The organism is Listeria tempestatis, assembly GCF_963575625.1.
Classification (GTDB): domain Bacteria; phylum Bacillota; class Bacilli; order Lactobacillales; family Listeriaceae; genus Listeria; species Listeria tempestatis.
On the sequence record NZ_CAUYTK010000003.1, the window covers coordinates 76,700 to 96,773 of the forward strand.

Here is a 20,074-nt window from a genome sequence, read left to right on the forward strand (position 1 = left end):
TTTATTTCGCCAATATCTTTTTAATGGCTTCCCGCTCATCTGCCTCCTCAAACTTTTTCGAGCGTTCTTTTAAGTTTTTACTTGTTGCGTGCATAACGACTAAAATAATGATTACAATCAAAGCTGCTAAAATAAATATCCATATACCGAATATTTCTGCAAAAAGCAGTGGACTAATAAGCAATTTGCTCAACTCCTCACGTATTTTTTACATATTATACTTTAACGCTTAAAAGTGTTAATTTAAATAGGGAATTAGTCGCGAAAATCATTACATTATTGTAAGTTAACATAAAATAGTAAGAAGCGTATCCCTATTTTTTACCATTATCAGCTAAGAGCTTTTGTGCATTCAAATAACTTCTCCTGCGCGGTGATTATAGAACGTTGACATTATAAAAGAAGTGAAGAATCTTTTAAAGAATTCTTCACTTCCACTAGTCTTGCTTATTTACGGTTGATTAATGACCACTGGTGTAGTAGCAACCACTTCATTTCTCGCATTAAGAGCCGTCATAACAATTTCATCTGCTGCACTTGTCACGTAGCGTTTAATATAATACGTATACGTGCCTGTTCCATCTACAGGAATTTTGGAAAGTGGCGCCCCACCATTTATGGTCGCATAAATATATTTCACATCCCCAGAATAAGTACCTACGATAGAGCTATCCGTCATACTATAGTTATTTGCAGTTATCGTACTTTCGATAATATTTTCATCGATTTGGACTATCGCTTCGGCTACTTGGACACCTCCGCCATTATAGCCAATAACAACTACTTCATCTTCTCTCGACTTAATACGAGAACCCACATAGTAATTAAAGCTTCCACCTGAAACTGGGACCTTATCTAACACAACACCATTTACTTTAACTCCCACATACTTAATACCACCTGTATAGCTTCCTGTCACATACCTATCTTCATTTAATAAAAAGTTATTCGCTGTAATCGTATTTTGTTCATCAGGTGAGAATTCATAAACCGTAATCGGTTTTTCATCAACTTTCACCCCGGCCACATTATATGCCCTAATACTTACTGAATTGCCAGGTGTAATTTTACCTTTTGAATAATAACTCCATTCTGTTGCATTATTTACTGGAACTTTACCATATTCTCTTCCATCCACTACAAGAGATACATATTTCACATTTCCACTATAAGTTCCTTGTATATATCTGTCCGAAGTTGTTACAAAATAGTTTGGTGTAGGTGTAATAGAACCTACTAGACTATCTGCTCCGTATAAAGTTACTTTCTCGCGCGTGATTTCACTTTTTTCTACATTGTAACCAATAACATAAACTTGATCTGTCGCATCAAGAATATTTGGACGCGCATAATATTGGAATGTGCCATCTGGATTAACGGGAATGCTATATAGTTCCGTCCCGTTCACAGAGAGCCCCACTTTTGTCACAGAGCCAGTATAACTTCCTCTAACATAACCGTCTATCCCCACAACAAAGTCATCCGGGGAAACTGTCCCGATTTTAAGCTGACCATCCTTCAAAGTCACTTTAACACGGTCAAGCTCTGCCCCTTTTGAATCAAGCCCCACAAGATAAACTGTTTGTTCAGTACTTGTAATAACATTTCTTGCATAATAGCCAAAGCTGCCACTTACAGGTACAGTTTGCCCTCTAACACCGTCTACCTCTAAATATACTTTTGTAATATCACCTGTTACTTCGGCCTGCACTCTACTATCATAACCCACATAAAATGCTTCTGTAACAGTAATCGTACCTTGAGAATTTTGTATAACCGTTGTACTCGCACTTGATGTTTCCCCGTTTTTCGTCGCTGTCGCCGTCACAACTGTCCCAGCAGTTTGCCTTGGAATCGTAATACTATAAGTCCCATTTGCCTCGACTAAACCACTGGCGATTTGATTATGATTTTGGTCCCTAAACACAATAGTTGCATTTGGTTCAGCTGTTCCTTCAACTTTAACAGAATCCGTTGTAAGTGCTTGAATTGTCGTCTGAGCAATATTTCCTTGCGTAACGGTTGTACTTGCGCTTGAAACCTTATCATTTTTAGTCGCTGTCGCTGTTACAACAGTTCCAAATGACTGTTTTGGAATCGCAATACTATATGTCCCGTTCGCCTCGACTAAACCACTGGCGATTTGATTATTATTTTGGTCTTTAAATACAATGGTCGCGTTCGGTTCAGCTGTTCCTTCAACTTTAACAGAATCCGTTGTAAGTGCTTGAATTGTCGTTTGAGCAATTTCTGCTTGTGTTACAGTTGTGCTCGCACTAGACGTTTTTCCGTATGCCGTAGCAGTAGCTGTCACAATAGTTCCCGCGGCTTGTTTAGGGATTAATAAATAATATCTGCCATCTGAACCTACTCGCCCACTTGTAATCTCCGTATCATTTTGATCTTTCAAAACGATTGTTGCATTTGGCTCAGCTGTTCCTTCTGCAGCTGTAGAATCTGTTGTCAAAGCACCAATTGTCGTATCCGCAATATTTCCTTGCATAACAGTTGTACTTGCACTAGATGTTTTTCCATTTGCTGTTGCAGTTGCTGTAACTACAGTCCCAACTGGTTGTTTTGGAATAGTTAAATGATAATTTCCATCTGAACCTACTTGACCACTTACGAGTTCCACATTATTTTGGTTTTTAACTACAATATTCGCATTTGGTTCTGCCGTCCCTGTTACCACTACCGAATCCGTTGTTAGTGGACGAATGGTTGTTTGAGCAATTTGCATTTCTTGCAACGGCACTTTTGATTGTGCAATCTCGTCATTTGCAGCGTTATAACCAATTACATAAACGTCGTCTGTCACACTCACAATGTTATTCTTTGCATAATATCGAAACTCTTCACCATTTAAAACCGCAACACGTTTTAGAATTGTTCCATTCACAGATAGCGCTACTTGTGTAACCGCCCCCGTATAAGTTCCTGTCACATAGCTATCACTACCAACTATATATTTAGACGGTGTTATCGTTCCTATTTTTAACTGTCCATCCCTTAAAGGAACTAAAACGCGAGAAAGTTCATTATTAGAAGCATCCAACCCAACTAGGTACGCTGTTTGCGTCGTACTTGTAATGATGTCTCTTGCATAGTAGTTGAAACTTCCACTTACCATTACTGTTGCTTGTCTTACACCATCTAACTCTAGGTAAACTTTAGTTACATCACCTGTTGCTTCCGCTTGAATGTTACTATCATAGCCAACATAATAAGGTTCCTTTATAAGAATCGCACCTTGAGTGCCTTGCGTTACCTGTGTAGATGCACTAGATGATTGATTTTTTGCTTCTGCAGTTGCCGTTATAGTTGTTCCTACCGCCTGTTTTGGGATAGTCACTGAATAATTCCCGTCTGAGCCTACCCTACCAGTTGCAAGAATAGTACTTCCTGCATAAATTGTAATTATTGCATTAGGCTCTGCTGTTCCAACCGCTTGAGTAGAGTTTGTTGTTAAATTATTAATTGTTGTTTGTGCAATCGCATCATTTACTACTATTGTGGACGCACTAGATGTTTTACCATTTGCCGTTGCAGTTGCCGTCACAATGGTTCCAGCCGCTTGCCTAGGAATTATTAAGGAATAGTTCCCATCTGAACCTACTCGGCCACTTGCTAATTCATTATTATTTTGATTTTTTATTACAATGGCTGCATTTGGCTCTGCTGTTCCAGTGGCTTTAGTAGAACTTGTTGTTATGGATGCGATTGTGGTTTGAGTAATATCACCATTTGTCACTATTGTTGTTGCACTTGATGTTTTGCCGTTTGCAGAAGCTGTAGCAGTTACAACAGTTCCTAAAATTTGTTGTTGAATAGCAAAGTGATATAAGCCTTCCGAACCCACTCGACCACTTGCCAGTATATTGTCATTTTGATCTTTGATGACAATGTTCGCATTTGGTTCTGCCGTCCCTGTGACAGTTAACGACGTTGTTGTAAGAGGATCAATTGTCGTTTGAGCGATGTCACCTTTTACTACAGTAGTAGATGCACTAGACGTTTTGCCATTTGCCGTTGCTGTTGCTGTAACAATAGTCCCTTCAACTTGCTTAGAAATTCCAAAATGATAGCTTCCATCAGACCCTACTCGACCACTTGCAAGCTGAGTTCCTACTTGATTTTCAATGATAATATTTGCATTTGGCTCCGCCATTCCTTCAACAATCACAGAATCTGTCGTAAGTGGTCCAATTGTGGTTTGAATAATCTCTCCTTGTCTAACAGTCGTATTCGCACTAGATGTCTTGCCATTTGCTGTTGCAGTGGCATATACAATGGTTCCAACTGCTTGCTTTGGAATAGGCAAAGCGTATCTCCCGTCCGACCCCACTCGGCCAGAAGCAATTTCCACTGAGCCAACTTGAATCACAATGTTCGCATTTGGTTCAGCTGATCCTTGTGCAATGGTCGAGTTGGTTGTAAGTGTTTCAATCGTTGTCTGGACAAGATTACCTTTTACGACCGTTGTAGAGGCAGTAGAAGTTTTATTTCCTTTTGTTGCAGTTGCAATTATAACTGTTCCCACTGTTTGTTTCGAAATTGGTAAACGATACGTTCCGTTACTCGCTACTTTTCCACTCACAAGCTGGTTATCATATTGATCTTTAATGACAATGTCTGCACTAGGTTCTGCGTTTCCTTCAACAAAAACCGAATCTGTTGTTACTGAATGAATGGTTGTTTGCGCGATATCCCCTTGTATGACGGTTGTTGAAGCACTTGAATTTTTCCCATTCTTCGTTGCCGTTGCCGTTACAACAGTGCCCGCCACTTGTTTCGGGATTGTCAGTCGATATGTTCCGTTAGAGCCTACTTGACCATTTGCAAGTTGCCGATTACTTTGATCTTTAATGGTAATACTTGCATTTGGCTCTGCACGACCTTCGACAACTTCAGAATCTGTCGATAAAGAGCCGATAGTTGTTTGCGCAATACTTCCTTGCGTGACTGTTGTAGAGGCACTTCGAGTTTGCCCATCTAAAGTCGCTGTTGCAGTGACTACTACTCCCGCTTTTTGTTTAGGAATGGCCACATTATAATGACCATCTGCACCAACCTGTCCCGTTGCAATTGTAGTTGCTCCTGCTTTAATCGTTAAACTTGCATTTGGCTCTGCACGACCCTCTGCTCTATTAGAATCAGTAGATAAAGTATTAATTGTCGTATCTTCCATCACGTCTAAATCTACAATGCTAAGACCGCTGACACGAATCGTACTCGCATTCACTTCTAAAGTAACACTCGCCGAATTAGACGTAGCCGTAAATTCACCTGTCCGTGCTCCGTTAGCAGTTCCCCAACCAAATGCAGTTGATGTATGCCCCCAAATTGGTGCCGGGTTTGCTAAATGATGATAAATCGTGGATCCGTTATTTACTACCAAATCAAAGCGATTCCCTCCGCCCACGTAACTAGCATTATAGGAGATTCGATAACGATGGCCAGGAACAGTAGTGAAACTTTGACCAATTCCAACCGCATGATTAACAACTGTAGATCGAAGTGTTGCCGATCCATTTCCAGAAAATTGAACAGATTGTGTGAGACTACCATTAAAATAATCATAGCCTCCCATATTAGAACCCCATGATCTACGAATGGTATCACCTGGTCCATTGGCATTCGTCCACGTTATCGGACTCCAGCTATTTCTACTGCTAAAACTTGCATCAATCAAATTTTCAGAAGTTCGTTTTAAATTAGTTGATTGCACACCCGTCTTGGAAACGTTAGTAGCACTTGCTTCCATACCAAAACCAAAAGGAAAAATTGTTGTAATTGTAGACATAACTAGCATAACTATTACAATACTAATCGTCATTTTCTTAAACTTTAGTTTTTTTCTATTCACTTTATGTACTCTCCTTAAATAATTCCGCCAAGAGTTTTCCTTTAAATTACATTAGTAAGCTAGTTCAAGAAAATTCTGCTATGTCCCCCCTTATTATATTGTTAGACTTTAAATACTAGCATTTTTTAAAAATAAAAATAGATATTAAAACCTATTTTGAAGATTGTTTTATGTAAATTTTGTGACATTCAAACGTCATTCCCCCAAAAAAAACTCAGTTATTTAATAAAATTAAACTTCAATACACCTAAAAGATAAAATATTAAAAACCCCTTTTCACTTAAAGGTAAAAGGGGCATTAAATCTAACTATTTTTTCTTAAAAGTGGTTGTGTGGTGCATCTAAACGAGCCTCCAAAGCTTCTTGAAATTTTGTAGTCTACATACTCTACATGAATTTTCTTCGCTTCCAACTGTTTTCCGAGATGTTTAAAAGAGGAATCAATAACATACGTTGACTCATTAATTGGCAACCCATTTGTAATGAGCTTTTCTGCAGCACTAAACGAAACCTCTATTTTTTCAAAAGATGCAAGTTTTTCAGGAAGTTCTTTTAAAAATGCCTCTTTACAAATGATAAGTAAGTCAGAACGAACAAAGCTTAACGCGCAATCAAGGTGTAAAATATGTGGGTGGAGCGGGATTTCAGTTACTTGATAATTAAGTGGCGTGAGTAAATTTCTAAGCCAATCGATTCCAGCTCGATTTGAAGCAAGACCTGAATTGCCTACAAAAACATCTTTACCAAGAACAAGCACATCCCCACCCTCTAAAAATGGTCCCTCCATCTCATCAAAAGTACCGAGCCGCTTGGCATTTGGCATGCCAACGTAGCACACCTGATTTTGGTAAGCTTCTTTCTGTAATAAATCCTGTAACGGGAAAACTTCATTTACACGGTGTGCCAATTTCATATTCGCTTCAATCATCATTTCACCAATTACAAAAAATGGATCACGACAGAAAAAATTAGCAAATCCCGCACATTCATTCGCTTCTTTTTCCTCATTCGTTAATAGCCGCGGACGTAAAACTTCTACACCATACTTTTCCAAAACACGTTTAAATTCAAGCTTTTCGCGTTCCCAAGCTACTTGTAAATCTGGACGAAAATCTTTGAACTCCATTCCAGCAGAACCGCTATAGGATGCTATAGTCGCATCAGTTAAAAAGCGTTCACTCACATCGTCAAAACCTTTTTCAGGAAAGCGAAATTCCGATTCAGCAAGAACAACCCGTTTCAAAGGCGCAAATTCACTTTCCACATAAACATCAGTTTCCTTCATAAAAACACCCCATTTTACCTAACGTTCATTAGTTACTGTAACGTATTTTGGAGTCGCCTGCAACTAGTAAGCACAAAAAACCCCCATCAAGTTGACTGGGGGATAACTCTTATTTTACTTTCACAATCCAATCTTCCGGGGCTTCCTTCTCACCAAATTGAATCCCACAAAGTTCATCGTACAATTGTTTTGTTATCGGTCCAACTTCCGTTTCACTGTAGAAAACATGGAAATCATCCCCGTTTTGAATCCCACCAATTGGTGTAATAACTGCTGCCGTACCACAAGCGCCGGCTTCTTTATAGTCGTCCAATTGGTCAATATAAACGTCACCTTCCTCTACTTCTAGCCCTAAACGATGTTCCGCTAAATAAAGGAGGGAATATTTTGTAATACTAGGTAAAATAGAAGGAGAAAACGGTGTGACAAAACGATTATCTTTTGTGATCGCAAAGAAGTTTGCAGCACCAACCTCTTCAATTTTCTTATGTGTCGCAGGGTCTAAATAAATGGCATCTGCAAAGTTTCGTTCTTTCGCATTTTGTCCAGGTAAAAGACTTGAAGCATAGTTTCCACCAACTTTTGCAGCTCCAGTTCCTTTTGGCGCAGCGCGGTCATAATCTGATGCAATAAAGTTCGCTGGTTGCAAACCGCCTTTAAAATATGCGCCTACTGGAGTACAAAAAATCGAAAAGATATATTCCGGTGCAGCGTGAACGCCAACGTTATCTCCAACACCAATTACAAATGGACGTAAATACAATGTTCCACCTGTTCCGTATGGCGGTAAATACTCTTCATTCGCTTTTACAACCGCACGGCATGCTTCAATAAATTTTTCAGTCGGAATTGTTGGCATTAAAAGACGTTCACAACTTCTTTGCATTCTTTGCGCATTTTGATCAGGCCTAAACAGATTAATCGAACCATCTTTCGCTCGGTAAGCTTTAAGACCTTCAAAACACTGCTGCCCGTAGTGAAGTGCGGTGGAACCTTCGCTAATATGAAGCACATTATCTTCTGTTAATGTACCTGCATCCCATTCGCCATCTTTCCAGTAAGAAATATAGCGTTTATCTGTTTTAATGTAACTAAAACCTAAATTAGCCCAATCAATATTTTTCGTCATTTTTTTCCCTACTTTCCTGTATGCTCAACTTATTCCCCTAGTATAGCACAACTTTTCAAGCCTTACAGTATTTTTCTCTAACTAAATAAACTAAATAGAAAGTATTTTCAAACTTTTTCTTTAAAAATAAGCAAATTATACACCCTTTTTCAATAAAGCATGATAAAATGAAGACATTCTACAAAAAACAAAAAATTGGTGAGAGGAGAGATTGACGATGGCTGAAGGTAAAATGCGCGAAGAAAAATTGTTTAGCAAACATTTGAATGAGGAAATGGACATGATTATTTACTTACCACCGGATTACTCGCCTCTTTATAAATACCCACTTTTTGTCGTCCAAGATGGGAAAGATTATTTAAGTTTTGGTAAGTTGCCTAAATTTGTTGACGAACTAACCAACCAAAACAAAATTCAAAAAGCTATTTTTGTTTGCTTGCCGTATAAAACAGTAGAAGATAGACGTAGAAAATATCATCCAGATGGGGAACAAAATGAAGCATACATGCGCTTTTTAGCCCATGAACTCATCCCGTATTTGGAAAACCAGTTCCCTTCCTTCCAAATGGCAAATAGCCGCTTTTTAATGGGGGATTCACTCGGCGCAAGCGTCTCTTTAAAAGCTGCACTTAAATACCCTTTCACATTTGGAAATGTCATTTTACATTCCCCTTTTGTAAACGATGACCTTTTGGAACTCGTTCAGAGCGCAAACCCCGCTGCTCTTAAAATTTTCCACATCATCGGGGACGGAGAAACTGAAGTGGAAACGACCGACGATCAAGTCGCCAATTTTTTAGAACCCAACAAAAAACTTCATTTTCTTATTGAAAAGAAAGGTTTTGAAGCTGAATTTCATCTATTTAACGGTGGACACCGCTGGAAATACTGGCAACCGTTTATTAAAACTAGCTTAACTTTTATGCTCCCAACTCATACATTTGATTTAGAGAGCATGGGCGTTTAACGAAGGGAGAAAGAATTTTGACAGTAAAAAAAGTAATCAATGAGCAAATGCGAAAAGAGGCCTTAAAAATCCGCTTCGACGTTTTTGTTACCGAACAACAAGTTGATCCTGAACTAGAGTGGGATGAGTTTGATAGCAATCCTTCCACCATCATGTTTGTCGATTATGATGAGGACGGAACACCCCTTGCCACTGGTCGTTTGCGTATCCTTCCTGAATACGGAAAAGTGGAACGAATTTGCGCTCAGAAAAAAGCGCGTGGTAAAGGGTCCGGGCGAAGGATTATGGAAGCCATTGAACTAGAAGCTAAACAACTAGGTGCTACCCAATTGAAGCTTGGCGGTCAAGTTACCGCAATCCCATTTTATGAAAAACTTGGTTACACAGTTTGCTCCGATATTTTTATGGATGCAGGCATTGAACATAAGGAAATGAAAAAAACCATCTAAAACGAACTTTTTTATTGAAGTTCGTTTTTTATTGTCTTTTTATAAATTTTTGTTAAAGAACGAACAATTTCATGTATAATAAACCTTGTTGAAAGGAGTGGTTTGATGAATAAACTAATTTGGGGTTGCCGCATTTTTTACATAAGTACGATGCTACTCCTTTTCTTTATACTAGATTACTACCATTTTTTAATTTTAAATATCACATTAGCATATATTCCTTTTGAAATTGCTACTTTTCTCCATAAAAAAAAGCGACCCGCCTTTATTTTTTGGATTTTGGCTGCCGCTTGGCTCGTATTCTTCCCTAACACTTTTTATTTAGTTACAGATTTTTTTCATTTAAAGCAATTTAACATTTATGACTTTAATGGCATTCTTCAAAAAGACAGCCTATTATGGCAAAGTTTCACGGTGATGACAGGTGCAATATTTTTTGGTCTTTTCGCTGGCAACCTATCTCTACGTTTTATTTTAGATGCCTTAAAAGAGCGTACAAATTGGCGTGAAAGCATTCTTGTCCCCATCATTTTACTTTTATCAAGTTATGGGATTTATTTAGGTCGTTTTGATCGTTTACACACGGTCCATCTTTTAACAGATCCCGGTACCGTAGTACGCAGCATTTTAGATGTTTCGAGTTTTCAATTCGAGTTCATTCTCTACTTCTTTATTTTACAACTAATGCTCTACCTCATGTTCCGGTATTTCCCTAAATCAACAAACTAGCTTAACATACTAACCGTCCCGTCATTTTTACCAATAATCAGTTCATTTGCTACACTTAAAAAAAGACCATGTTCCACAATACCCGATAAACTGTCTAATTCATTAGCCAGTTTTTTAGCGTCTAAAAGCGGAAAAACTTCTAAATCTAAAATCATATTTCCATTATTCGTTAAAAAAATCTCCCCATTTTTAGCGTAGCGAACTTTTGTCTCAATCTCTCGCTTTTTCAGTTCTCGCTCCACATATTTATAGCTAAAAGGCAATACTTCAACCGGCAAACAAAATTTTCCAAGCACTTCTACCACTTTGGATTCATCCACAACCCAAATATTCCGTTTTGAAATAAGCGCAACCAATTTTTCGCGAAGGAGCGCGCCGCCCCCACCCTTAATTCCTTCTAAATCTCGCGTAACCTCGTCCGCACCGTCAATTGTGACATCTATTTCTGTTACTTCGTTAAAGGAAAGTAAAGGAATGTGCCACTTTCTAGCCAGTTCCTCCGTTTCAATTGATGTTGCAACACCTTTTATCTGCAAGCCAGCTTGCACAAGCTTCCCTAGTTTTTCTATCGTATAAAAAACTGTGCTCCCCGTTCCAAGACCTACAATCATACCATCTTGAATTACTTCACAAGCCTTTTCTCCCGCAATGCGTTTTGACTCCACCTTTAACCACTCCTTTTTAGTAACCTTACAATTTTAAAAGAATTTTCTCGCCTAAAAATGCATTTTATAGCCTATTCTTACTAAAAATCTTTAAAAACTAGCCTTTTTAACCGAATGTAAGCGCTCCAATCTTACAAAAATGTAATTAGACTTTTCAATACAGATGCGTTACATTATATGATAGTTACACATTTAAATTTAACATTTGTAACAAAACAGAAATAAACGGGGTGAATAGATGCAAAAAGTAAAGTTGTTTTTTCATAAGCCAGCCACAATCTTTATACTTAAAACCGTATTCTATTTAACTATTTTACTTGGACTTCTATGGTTTTACGGCTTTAAAAACCCAAATGGCACCAATTTTATTTATAACGAATTTTAAAAAGAAAGGATGATGACGTATGGACTTACAAACGATGACCAAAACCCTTACCGAACGCATTGATGAATGGGCTACACTTACTCCACTAAACGTTTGTTACGAATATAATGGTACCACACTTTCTTACGCAGAACTAAAAAATCAATCTGATGCCCTAGCTTTCTTTTTAGAAAAACAAGCTTTTCAAAAAGAGGCACCCATTGTGGTTTACGGACACATGTCCTCGCTTATGATAGTCGCTTTTATGGCTTGCTTAAAAAGTGGGCATGCGTATGTTCCTGTTGATACTTCAATGCCGAAAGCGCGCATTACTCAAATTGTGTCTGCATCAAAACCAGCTTGTGTGCTTACTATAGAAGAACTTCCGATTGAAGCGGATACACCCGTTCTAACTGCCAGCGAAATCGCTGAACTTATCCGCCTAAATACCGGTAAATCACCGTGCAGGTCGAGCGCCGTTCAAGGTGATGACACGCATTATATTATCTATACATCTGGAAGTACTGGTCTACCAAAAGGTGTCCAAATTAGTCAAAACAATTTAACGAGCTTCTCAAATTGGCTCCTGCAAGACTTTTCATTAACAAGCGGCTTACGCATTTTGAATCAAGCACCTTTTTCATTCGACCTTTCCGTTATGGATTTGTATCCAAGCTTACTTTCAGGGAGCACTCTAGTTCCCATTGATAAGACTTGTAGCGCCAACTTAAAAGACTTATATAGCCGAATTCCAAAGCTTCGACTTGACGTCTTTGTTTCAACGCCCTCCTTTGCAGATATTTGTTTACTCGACCCCCAATTTAATGGCACAAACAATCCGTCGCTTACAAAATTTATTTTTTGCGGGGAAGTCCTCACTAAAGAAACTGCACGCGAATTAATTGCCCGCTTCCCAGAAGCTAAAATTTATAATACTTACGGACCAACCGAAGCAACCGTTGCCGTCACCAAAATTGAAATTACAAATGAAGTCACAGCAGCATATCCAAGTCTTCCACTTGGGCAAGTAAAGCCCGATACGCACCTTTTTATTTTAGATCCAGAAACAAAGGAACTACTACCAGACGGTGAAAAAGGCGAAATTGTGCTTGCCGGACCAAGTGTGTCTAAAGGCTATTTAAACAACCGCGAAAAAACTATGGAAGTTTTCCAAAAAGCTTCTGATTTCATGGTCTATCATACGGGTGATTGTGGTGTGATTAGAGATAATCAATTGTTTTTCCAAGGCCGTTTAGATTTCCAAGTAAAACTACACGGCTACAGAATTGAGCTTGAAGACATTGAAAACAACTTGAAAGAAGTGAGCTACATTAGGTCTGCTGTTGTCGTACCCAAACTTGTAGCAGGAAAGGTGGATTCATTAGTTGCGTTTGTTGTCGCAAATGAGCATGACTTTGATAAGCCGTTTAAATTGACGAAAGCAATCAAACAGGAGCTCGCAAATAAAATGCCAAGCTATATGATTCCGCGGAAATGGATATATAAGACTAAATTCGCTTTAACTAGTAATGGTAAGATTGATCGAAAATCTTTGGAAAATGAGGTGAACGAATGACCACCCCATATGGCTCTATCTTTTATTTTGCAATCCTCGCACTGTTTATCGCACCAATTGTGATTGCAAATTTAATGGGGAAAAGACTTCCAGTTTATAACGCATTTGTTACTTTGCTATTCATTTTCTTCATGTTCCAGAGCAACCTCGTGCAAGGCATTGCCTTTATCATTTTCATTTTTTGGCAACTCATCGTTGTTCGCCTTTATTTTAATTATCGATGTATTCAAAATAAAAACCATGGTGGTGTTTTTACACTCGCTGTGATGCTGTCCATATTGCCGCTCATCATTGTCAAAGTGCAGCCGCTTCTTTTAAATCACGTGACACTTGTTGGTTTTCTTGGAATCTCCTACCTAACTTTTAAAGCAACTACAATGGTAATAGAAATTCGCGATGGCCTTATAAAAGAGTATGATTCCGTCGAATTTGTGAACTTTCTTTTGTTCTTTCCAACCATTTCCTCCGGCCCAATTGACCGTTTTAGGAGATTCCAAAAAGATGTGAAAAAACCACTTGAGCCCTCAAAATATGTCGAACTTTTAAACCGTGGTATTTTTTATATTTTCTTAGGTTTCCTTTATAAGTTTATCATAGCCTATTTAATCGATGTTCATTGGAAGACCCCACTTGAAGGGCTTTTAATCCAACACGTTGACTTTAATATGAGTCTACTCAGTTACATGTATGCTTATAGTATGTACTTATTTTTTGATTTCGCTGGTTACAGTTTGTTCGCCGTCGGAGTTTCTTACTTGCTTGGCATACAGACACCTATGAACTTCAACAAGCCGTTTCTCGCACGTAACATTAAAGACTTCTGGAACCGTTGGCATATGACGCTTTCATTTTGGTTCCGCGACTTCATTTTTATGAGGCTCGTCTTCTTTTTGACAAAAAAGAAATGGTTTAAAAGTAAATTTACAATCGCCTACATGGCATACTTTGTCAATTTTTTTATCATGGGCGTTTGGCATGGACTCCACTGGTACTACATCGTGTATGGCCTATACCAAGCGGCGCTTATCGTCGGTTTCGACCTTTTCGAGCGCATTAATAAAAAATATAAGTTTTATCAAAAAAATAAAATCACATATGTTATTGGAATGATTATAACGTTTAATTTCGTTTGTTTTGGTTTCCTTATTTTCTCTGGCATATTTGATAAAATAACTTTCTAAGGTGGTAATAAAAATGAGTTTTCGTAATCAAATTTTAGATATATTAGAAGAAATTACAGAATCAGAAGAAGTAAAAGAAAATACTAACATCCGCTTATTTGATGAGGGCTTGCTCGACTCGATGGCAACGGTGCAACTACTTGTTGAAATCGAAAGCACTCTTGAGATAACTGTACCCGTTTCCGAGTTTGACCGTGATGAATGGGCAACACCAGAACTTGTGATTAAGCAATTAGAGGCTCTTAAATCATGAGAAAAAAACTATGGATGACATTTGGCCCTATTTTAATGGCCTGTAGTGTCTTCTTGTTTATTCTTTTTGGGCCAAGCACGCTATTTGGTGGTGTTTCAAACACTGCCGTTCAAAACGCGGCTACGTCCATGAATGGAAATGTTGTTGGCGGTGAAATTCTACAACAAACGGCGATGAGCCAAGATTACATGCCCATTTTTGGCTCATCTGAACTATCGCGCATGGATCCCTTCCACCCGAGCGTTGTAGCTAAAAAATATGGCACAAGCTACACACCGTTTTTAATTGGACAGCCAGGCACTCAGTCGCTCTTTCATTATTTGGATATTAATATGTTGTCCGACCAATTGAAAGGTAAAAAAGTCGTATTTATTTTGTCACCACAATGGTTTCAACCAAATGGCGTAGATGACGCACATTTTGGCGCCACATTTTCGCCGATTCAAGCGTACACGTTTGCGCTTCAGGAAGAAAAAGCTACACCAGAGCGCAGGTTTGCTGCAAGACGGTTATTAAGCTACAAAGTTGTTCAAAACGACTCGACGCTAACAAAACTACTTGAAAACATTGCAACCCCTGGGCCTAACAAACCGCACGACTCCGTCCTGACGCGTGCCGCTGCTCACATTCAGTACCGTATTTTAATCCGAAAAGATGAACTTGAAGCGAAATTTGTCACTGGCTCAAAAGAGAAGCAAATTCAGGACGGCGTTCAAAAGCTCCCCTCTGTTCTAAATTTCGATGAGCTCGATCACATGGCCGCTTCGCTTGGTGAAAAAAGCACTGGCGACAACCCATTTCGTGTGAAGCAAAAATATTTTGATAAAAAAATTGCGCCGAATATGGCTAAACTTAAAGATAGTCGTAAGAATTTAAGCTACGCCAACTCGCCCGAATATGATGATTTACAACTCGTCATGGACGCCTTCAAAAAAGCAGGTGCCGATGTCCTATTTGTAAATCCTCCTGTAAACGGCGAATGGCTGCGATTTATCGGTATGCACCAAGAGGGGCTCGGTGACTATTATAAAAAAACAAAAGAGCAGGTGGAACGAAACGGTTTCCATTATCTTTCACTTGAAAGAAAGCAAGATTCGCCTTACTTTTTAGAAGACCCCATTCATTTAAGCTGGCGCGGCTGGGTGCAAATTGACAAAGCTATTGCCGACTTTACCAAACAACCGGCACCAGCAAGCTATCCAAAAACATCTCGTGATTTCTATTTTCACAAAGCAAAACTGCCGAAAGAGCTCAAAAAAGATTTGGAGACAAAAAATTAAAAATAAACAGCTCAAGCGAAAGTTGGACTCCATCGTTCAACTTTCGCTGAGCTGTTTTTAGCAATTTTCCATTGTACCATTCTTTTTTCGGTAATTTCTGAGTATTTTCTTAAAATAAATCCATCTACTGCAAAAGCTACACGAAAAAGAAGCGCCGAAAGTAGTGTTACTAGAACCAAGATAGCTGACTGTAGCATATCTATACTCACTTTACGACACAAAACAAGCTCCTTGTCCCCTCATAAGAGAGAACAAGAAGCTTACGCAAAGTTTATTTTCACTTAAAAACCAATAATATGGTAACCGCTATCCACATGAATTAGCTCGCCTGTTATCCCTCTTGAAAGCGGGCTAAACAAGAAGAGTGCCGTATCACCAACTTCTTCAGGCTGTGTCGAGCGTTTAAGCGGTGCTTTTTCCTCCACAATCGCTAGAGATTTTGTGAAACTACTTACTCCTCGTGCAGATAGTGTACGGATTGGTCCTGCGGAAATCGCATTCACACGAACGCCCACTTTACCAAGGTCCATTGCCATATATTTGACAGTCGCATCAAGAGAAGCTTTTGCTATCCCCATAATGTTGTAATTTTCAACCACACGTTCGCCGCCAAGGTACGTGAGTGTTAGTAAACTCGCATCTTCAGTTAACATCTCTAAATGTTTTAATGTACGTGCGACAGCTGTAAAAGAGTATGAGCTAATTTCATGCGCTTGTAAAAAGCTTTCACGATCTACTTCTAAATAATCGCCTGCAAGAAAATCTTTGTTTGCAAACGCAATACAATGCGCTAGACCGCTGATTTTTCCAACTTGTGCTTTAATTGTCTCAAAAGCTGATTTAATACCCTCTTCACTTGTTACATCACACTGCACAACAGGTGCCGCATGATTTTTTTCAGCAAGCGTTCCAGAAAGTTCATCAATGCTTTTCTTTGCGCGCTCATCAGCATATGTAAAGACAAGACTTGCTCCTGCATCATTTAAAGATTTCGCAATGGACCAAGCGATACTGCGTTTATTCGCTACCCCCATTACCACATACGTTTTTCCCTCTAAAGTTAAATTCATTACTAATTCCTCCTCAATTTGCATTGCCTTTTCTATTTTACATCATTTTAAAACTCATTTGCCACATTTTTCTCTAAAAGCGCTTGTAAATCTTTTGGCAACGGGATTTCAAACTCCATATACTTTTCGGTAAAAGGATGCACCACGTGTAGATGATACGAGTGTAACGCGTGGCGTGCTAACAATTCATTTGGCCCACCATACATCGTGTCTCCGATTAGCGGATGACCAATATAAGAAAAGTGTACTCGAATTTGATGTGTCCTACCCGTTTCAAGCTCAATTTGCAGATGATCAAACGACGTATAGCTGCCAAGCCTTTTATAGTTTGTCTTCGCATACTTTCCGTCAGGTGTGACCATGCGCTCCATAATGCTAATATCACTGTTACGCCCAATTGGCGCCTCAATAGAACCAGCATCTTCAGCCAAGTTTCCCGAAACAAGCGCCTGATAGCGCCGTTTTAATAGCCCTTTTTGAAGAGTTCTACTAAGACGCGCATGTGCAAACCGATTTTTCGCAATCAGCATCAAACCAGATGTTTCGCGGTCTAAACGCGTCACGATATGAATCGCCGAATCAAGACCAATCGTTTCATAGTAACCCTTTAGATGGTTTGCCACCGAGCCACTCGGATGATACTGAGCCGGAATGCTCGCCATGCCTGCCTCTTTATTTAAAATTAAAATAAAATCGTCCTCATATACAATATTTAGCGGTTTAAACTCCGCAATTAGACGTGTGTTTTCCTTCTCAGGTGGAAAATGGATACGAATTTGATCCCCCGCCTGGACTTTATAAAGCACATTTTGTTCCACGCCGTTCACTTCAATTTTACCATCCTCATTATATTTCACCGAAGCAAGTAGCTGTTTTGAAATATGATGATGGCGTAAAAATGTTCGAAGTAAAATGCCCGTCTCCTGTTCACTAACTTGCCACTCTAAAAACAAAACTTTTTTCCTCCTAGTCTTCAATAAAGGAATCATGCACTCGCTTCCAAAACGGGAACGACCGGAAACGAGCAAATTGTATCTCCGCACTAGCCACCTCATACACAATTTCGCGCACATCGCGGTGCAAAATACTTAGATGATCCACTGAAATTTGAAAATCTTTATCATTCACTGGTTTTAATTTAACTTGATGATGCATTGGGAAAACAAGCGGACTTCCAATCGTCCGGTAAATTCGGTTATTGATGGAGGCCATTTCCGTAAGCTGCATGGCTTTGACAGATGGATGCATGAGGGCACCACCGAGCGATTTATTGTAAGCAGTTGTGCCACTAGGCGTAGACATACAAAGCCCGTCACCGCGGAAGCGCTCAAAATGACTTTCATTAATCATAACATCGACGACAAACGGACCCCCGGAACTTTTTACCGTGGATTCATTTAAAGCTAAATAAACGGCTTCTTTTTTCCCCAGCTCATAGTGTACTGTCGTTTTTAAGAGTGGGTAGCATACTTTGTCATATTTGCCTTCTGCAATGAGCTTCACTAGTTTTTCTGCCTCGTTCGGTCGCCAATCTGCGTAAAAGCCCAAATGACCTGTGTGAATCCCAACAAACGCCGTCTCATTCAAGCGATGCTCATACTCATGAAAAGCAGCAAGTAGCGTGCCATCACCACCAATTGAAATGACAATTTCTGGATTTAACGCATCATATTCCATCTCATAATCACCAAAGGCCGCAATCATCGTTAGCCTAAGTAAATTGGACTTTTCGTCCCCTTTCGATGTAATCACATATTTCACTATGCATTCTCCTTTTATCGTTCACTTATTTTTAGGCAATTCATGATGGCTTTGTGTTTTACTTTTCTGCACATCTTTGTTTTTGGAAAAATAAACTTGGGCTTCTTGAATTTCCTCTCGAATTTGGCTCATCTCTTCATCAAGCTGAAAGGCCGCTTCTGCCGCGCGTTTTAAACGCGTATTAATCGCTTCTGGAAATTCCCCTTGATATTTATAGTTGACAGAATGTTCAATAGTAGCCCAAAAATTCATTGCCAGTGTCCGAATTTGAATTTCAACAAGAATCTTCTCCGCACCACCAATTGTCTCAACTGGATATTCAATCACAACATGGTAGGAACGATAACCACTCGGTTTTTTATTCGCAATATAGTCTCGCTCTTCAACAATCCGAAAATCTTTTCTTTGTCTAAGTAAATGAACAACGGTTTCAATATCATCAACAAACTGGCACATCATGCGAAGTCCCGCAATATCCTGCATTTCTTCCGCCAAACGATCCAGTGCAATATTTTTTTGATTCGCTTTATCTAAAATACTCGCAATCGGCTTTACCCGCCCCGTCACAAACTCAATCGGTGAATGGTTATTTTCAAGCTGAAACTGTGCACGCATCCCCTTTAATTTCACTTTTAATTCATCGACAGCCTGCTTATATGGCGCCAAAAAATCTTCCCAATGATTCAAAAAACTCACCTCATAGACTGAACTTTTATTCATACCCTCTTATTTTACCATATTTTCTCCATTATGTTACTATAGAAGAAAAGCACGAAAAGAGGAATTTGCCTATGGAAGAACTGGAAATTGAGTTCCGCAATCTTTTGACAGAAAACGAGTACGAAACCCTTTGCGATTTGTTTCGCTTAAAAGAAAACGATTTTTTCGAGCAAACAAATTATTATTTTGACACACAAGATTTTGCTCTAAAACAGCGTCTTAGCGCCCTTCGCATTCGCCAAAAAGGCACGCACTTTGAGATGACGCTGAAAACGCCACAAGGAGATGGCCTACTTGAAACCTCTCAACTTTTAGGTAGTGACCAAGCAAAAGCCATATTTGACGGCGCTAACATTCCAACCGGACCAGTCCGCAACAAATTAGCCACACTAAACGTGTCGCATGATGACTTACACTATTTTGGTTCCTTAAAAACAAGACGCGCAGAAGTAGCCTACAAAAAAGGCCTTTTAGTATTCGATAAAAATTTTTACGGTGATAAAACAGATTTTGATTTAGAATATGAAGTCTCTGATTTTGAAAAAGGACAGGAAATCTTCAACCATTTTTTAGAGAAAAACGATATTTCTCCTAATCCTGCTTTAAATAAAATTGAACGCTTTTACAACTATATTTATAAAAGTGATGCAAATTAACACTTTTAGGCTGAAAATATGACGATTTTATTAAACCTATCTAGTTTCTGCTGATTTCTCAGGTATAATTATTTGTTAATTTATATTGTGGCTGATAGAATAAATATAGATAAAAAAAGTGTA

Annotated in this window: 18 protein-coding genes; 9 read left to right on the forward strand and 9 right to left on the reverse strand. The window is 38.9% G+C overall.

The window, feature by feature from the left end; all coding sequences use genetic code 11:
- Position 1 precedes the first annotated feature (1 nt).
- The 4 genes from R8923_RS05255 to R8923_RS05270 all read right to left on the reverse strand — a co-directional run bounded on the left by R8923_RS05255 (position 2) and on the right by R8923_RS05270 (position 8,280).
- Complete coding sequence (locus R8923_RS05255; RefSeq protein ID WP_485871715.1) at positions 2-184, reverse strand: hypothetical protein; 183 nt, start codon at positions 182-184, stop codon at positions 2-4.
- Positions 185-451: 267 nt separating this feature from the next.
- Entirely contained in the window at positions 452-5,866 is a 5,415-nt protein-coding gene (locus R8923_RS05260) for an immunoglobulin-like domain-containing protein (protein WP_485871716.1), read from the reverse strand.
- 304 nt (positions 5,867-6,170) lie between these two features.
- Positions 6,171-7,151: a dimethylarginine dimethylaminohydrolase family protein gene (locus R8923_RS05265; RefSeq protein ID WP_485871717.1), complete on the reverse strand. Its 981-nt coding sequence runs from the start codon at positions 7,149-7,151 to the stop codon at positions 6,171-6,173.
- A 109-nt stretch (positions 7,152-7,260) separates the two neighbouring features.
- Positions 7,261-8,280 (reverse strand): branched-chain amino acid aminotransferase, encoded by a 1,020-nt coding sequence (locus tag R8923_RS05270; protein WP_485871718.1) that lies wholly within the window; start codon positions 8,278-8,280, stop codon positions 7,261-7,263.
- A 217-nt stretch (positions 8,281-8,497) separates the two neighbouring features.
- On the opposite strand from R8923_RS05270, the gene R8923_RS05275 reads away from it, so the two are divergent.
- The 3 genes from R8923_RS05275 (at position 8,498) to R8923_RS05285 (ending at position 10,425) form a co-directional block, all read left to right on the forward strand.
- Positions 8,498-9,247: an alpha/beta hydrolase gene (locus R8923_RS05275; RefSeq protein WP_485871719.1), complete on the forward strand. Its 750-nt coding sequence runs from the start codon at positions 8,498-8,500 to the stop codon at positions 9,245-9,247.
- 17 nt (positions 9,248-9,264) lie between these two features.
- A complete protein-coding gene (locus R8923_RS05280) occupies positions 9,265-9,696 on the forward strand; it encodes a GNAT family N-acetyltransferase (RefSeq protein ID WP_485871720.1) in 432 nt (143 codons plus the stop codon).
- A 105-nt stretch (positions 9,697-9,801) separates the two neighbouring features.
- Positions 9,802-10,425, forward strand: a complete 624-nt coding sequence (locus R8923_RS05285; RefSeq protein ID WP_485871721.1) for a DUF1361 domain-containing protein — start codon at positions 9,802-9,804, stop codon at positions 10,423-10,425.
- On the opposite strand, the gene rpiA is transcribed toward R8923_RS05285, so the two are convergent.
- Positions 10,422-11,090, reverse strand: a complete 669-nt coding sequence (gene rpiA / locus R8923_RS05290; RefSeq protein ID WP_485871722.1) for a ribose-5-phosphate isomerase RpiA — start codon at positions 11,088-11,090, stop codon at positions 10,422-10,424. The two genes, R8923_RS05285 and rpiA, sit on opposite strands and share 4 nt — an antisense overlap.
- 238 nt (positions 11,091-11,328) lie before the next feature.
- On the opposite strand from rpiA, the gene R8923_RS05295 reads away from it, so the two are divergent.
- The 5 genes from R8923_RS05295 to dltD are packed head-to-tail and all read left to right on the forward strand — an operon-like array spanning position 11,329 to position 15,744.
- Positions 11,329-11,475 carry a teichoic acid D-Ala incorporation-associated protein DltX gene (locus tag R8923_RS05295; protein ID WP_485871723.1) on the forward strand — a complete coding sequence of 49 codons (147 nt, stop codon included), beginning with the start codon at positions 11,329-11,331 and terminating at the stop codon, positions 11,473-11,475.
- Positions 11,476-11,509: 34 nt separating this feature from the next.
- A complete protein-coding gene (gene dltA, locus R8923_RS05300) occupies positions 11,510-13,030 on the forward strand; it encodes a D-alanine--poly(phosphoribitol) ligase subunit DltA (RefSeq protein ID WP_485871965.1) in 1,521 nt (506 codons plus the stop codon).
- On the forward strand, positions 13,027-14,211 hold the full coding sequence (gene dltB, locus R8923_RS05305; protein WP_485871724.1) for a D-alanyl-lipoteichoic acid biosynthesis protein DltB: 1,185 nt from the start codon (positions 13,027-13,029) through the stop codon (positions 14,209-14,211). The genes dltA and dltB overlap by 4 nt, the downstream gene beginning before the upstream one ends.
- Positions 14,212-14,224: 13 nt before the next feature.
- Complete coding sequence (dltC, locus tag R8923_RS05310) at positions 14,225-14,464, forward strand: D-alanine--poly(phosphoribitol) ligase subunit DltC (RefSeq protein ID WP_485871725.1); 240 nt, start codon at positions 14,225-14,227, stop codon at positions 14,462-14,464.
- Complete coding sequence (gene dltD, locus R8923_RS05315; RefSeq protein ID WP_485871726.1) at positions 14,461-15,744, forward strand: D-alanyl-lipoteichoic acid biosynthesis protein DltD; 1,284 nt, start codon at positions 14,461-14,463, stop codon at positions 15,742-15,744. The genes dltC and dltD overlap by 4 nt, the downstream gene beginning before the upstream one ends.
- Positions 15,745-16,025: 281 nt before the next feature.
- On the opposite strand, the gene fabI is transcribed toward dltD, so the two are convergent.
- From fabI to yjbM, 4 genes are read right to left on the reverse strand one after another with little or no spacing between them, the layout of a single operon-like run.
- Positions 16,026-16,814 carry an enoyl-ACP reductase FabI gene (gene fabI, locus R8923_RS05320; protein ID WP_485871727.1) on the reverse strand — a complete coding sequence of 263 codons (789 nt, stop codon included), beginning with the start codon at positions 16,812-16,814 and terminating at the stop codon, positions 16,026-16,028.
- Positions 16,815-16,861: 47 nt separating this feature from the next.
- Positions 16,862-17,767 carry an RluA family pseudouridine synthase gene (locus tag R8923_RS05325; protein ID WP_485871728.1) on the reverse strand — a complete coding sequence of 302 codons (906 nt, stop codon included), beginning with the start codon at positions 17,765-17,767 and terminating at the stop codon, positions 16,862-16,864.
- Positions 17,768-17,780: 13 nt separating this feature from the next.
- Complete coding sequence (locus R8923_RS05330; RefSeq protein ID WP_485871729.1) at positions 17,781-18,575, reverse strand: NAD kinase; 795 nt, start codon at positions 18,573-18,575, stop codon at positions 17,781-17,783.
- A gap of 21 nt (positions 18,576-18,596) precedes the next feature.
- The gene (gene yjbM / locus R8923_RS05335; protein WP_485871730.1) at positions 18,597-19,262 is read right to left on the reverse strand and encodes a GTP diphosphokinase; all 666 of its coding nucleotides are present in this window, start codon (positions 19,260-19,262) and stop codon (positions 18,597-18,599) included.
- A gap of 104 nt (positions 19,263-19,366) precedes the next feature.
- Here yjbM and R8923_RS05340 point away from each other — a divergent pair, with 104 nt between their 5' ends.
- Entirely contained in the window at positions 19,367-19,951 is a 585-nt protein-coding gene (locus tag R8923_RS05340; protein ID WP_485871731.1) for a CYTH domain-containing protein, read from the forward strand.
- Positions 19,952-20,074: the final 123 nt, after the last annotated feature.

Coding starts and splice junctions, on each gene's coding strand:
- R8923_RS05265 (WP_485871717.1), bottom strand. CDS start 7,151: ATGAAGGAAACTGATGTTTATGTGGAAAGTGAATTTGCGCCTTTGAAA.
- R8923_RS05270 (WP_485871718.1), bottom strand. CDS start 8,280: ATGACGAAAAATATTGATTGGGCTAATTTAGGTTTTAGTTACATTAAA.
- R8923_RS05275 (WP_485871719.1), top strand. CDS start 8,498: ATGGCTGAAGGTAAAATGCGCGAAGAAAAATTGTTTAGCAAACATTTG.
- R8923_RS05285 (WP_485871721.1), top strand. CDS start 9,802: ATGAATAAACTAATTTGGGGTTGCCGCATTTTTTACATAAGTACGATG.
- R8923_RS05295 (WP_485871723.1), top strand. CDS start 11,329: ATGCAAAAAGTAAAGTTGTTTTTTCATAAGCCAGCCACAATCTTTATA.
- dltA (WP_485871965.1), top strand. CDS start 11,510: ATGACCAAAACCCTTACCGAACGCATTGATGAATGGGCTACACTTACT.
- dltB (WP_485871724.1), top strand. CDS start 13,027: ATGACCACCCCATATGGCTCTATCTTTTATTTTGCAATCCTCGCACTG.
- dltC (WP_485871725.1), top strand. CDS start 14,225: ATGAGTTTTCGTAATCAAATTTTAGATATATTAGAAGAAATTACAGAA.
- dltD (WP_485871726.1), top strand. CDS start 14,461: ATGAGAAAAAAACTATGGATGACATTTGGCCCTATTTTAATGGCCTGT.
- fabI (WP_485871727.1), bottom strand. CDS start 16,814: ATGAATTTAACTTTAGAGGGAAAAACGTATGTGGTAATGGGGGTAGCG.
- R8923_RS05340 (WP_485871731.1), top strand. CDS start 19,367: ATGGAAGAACTGGAAATTGAGTTCCGCAATCTTTTGACAGAAAACGAG.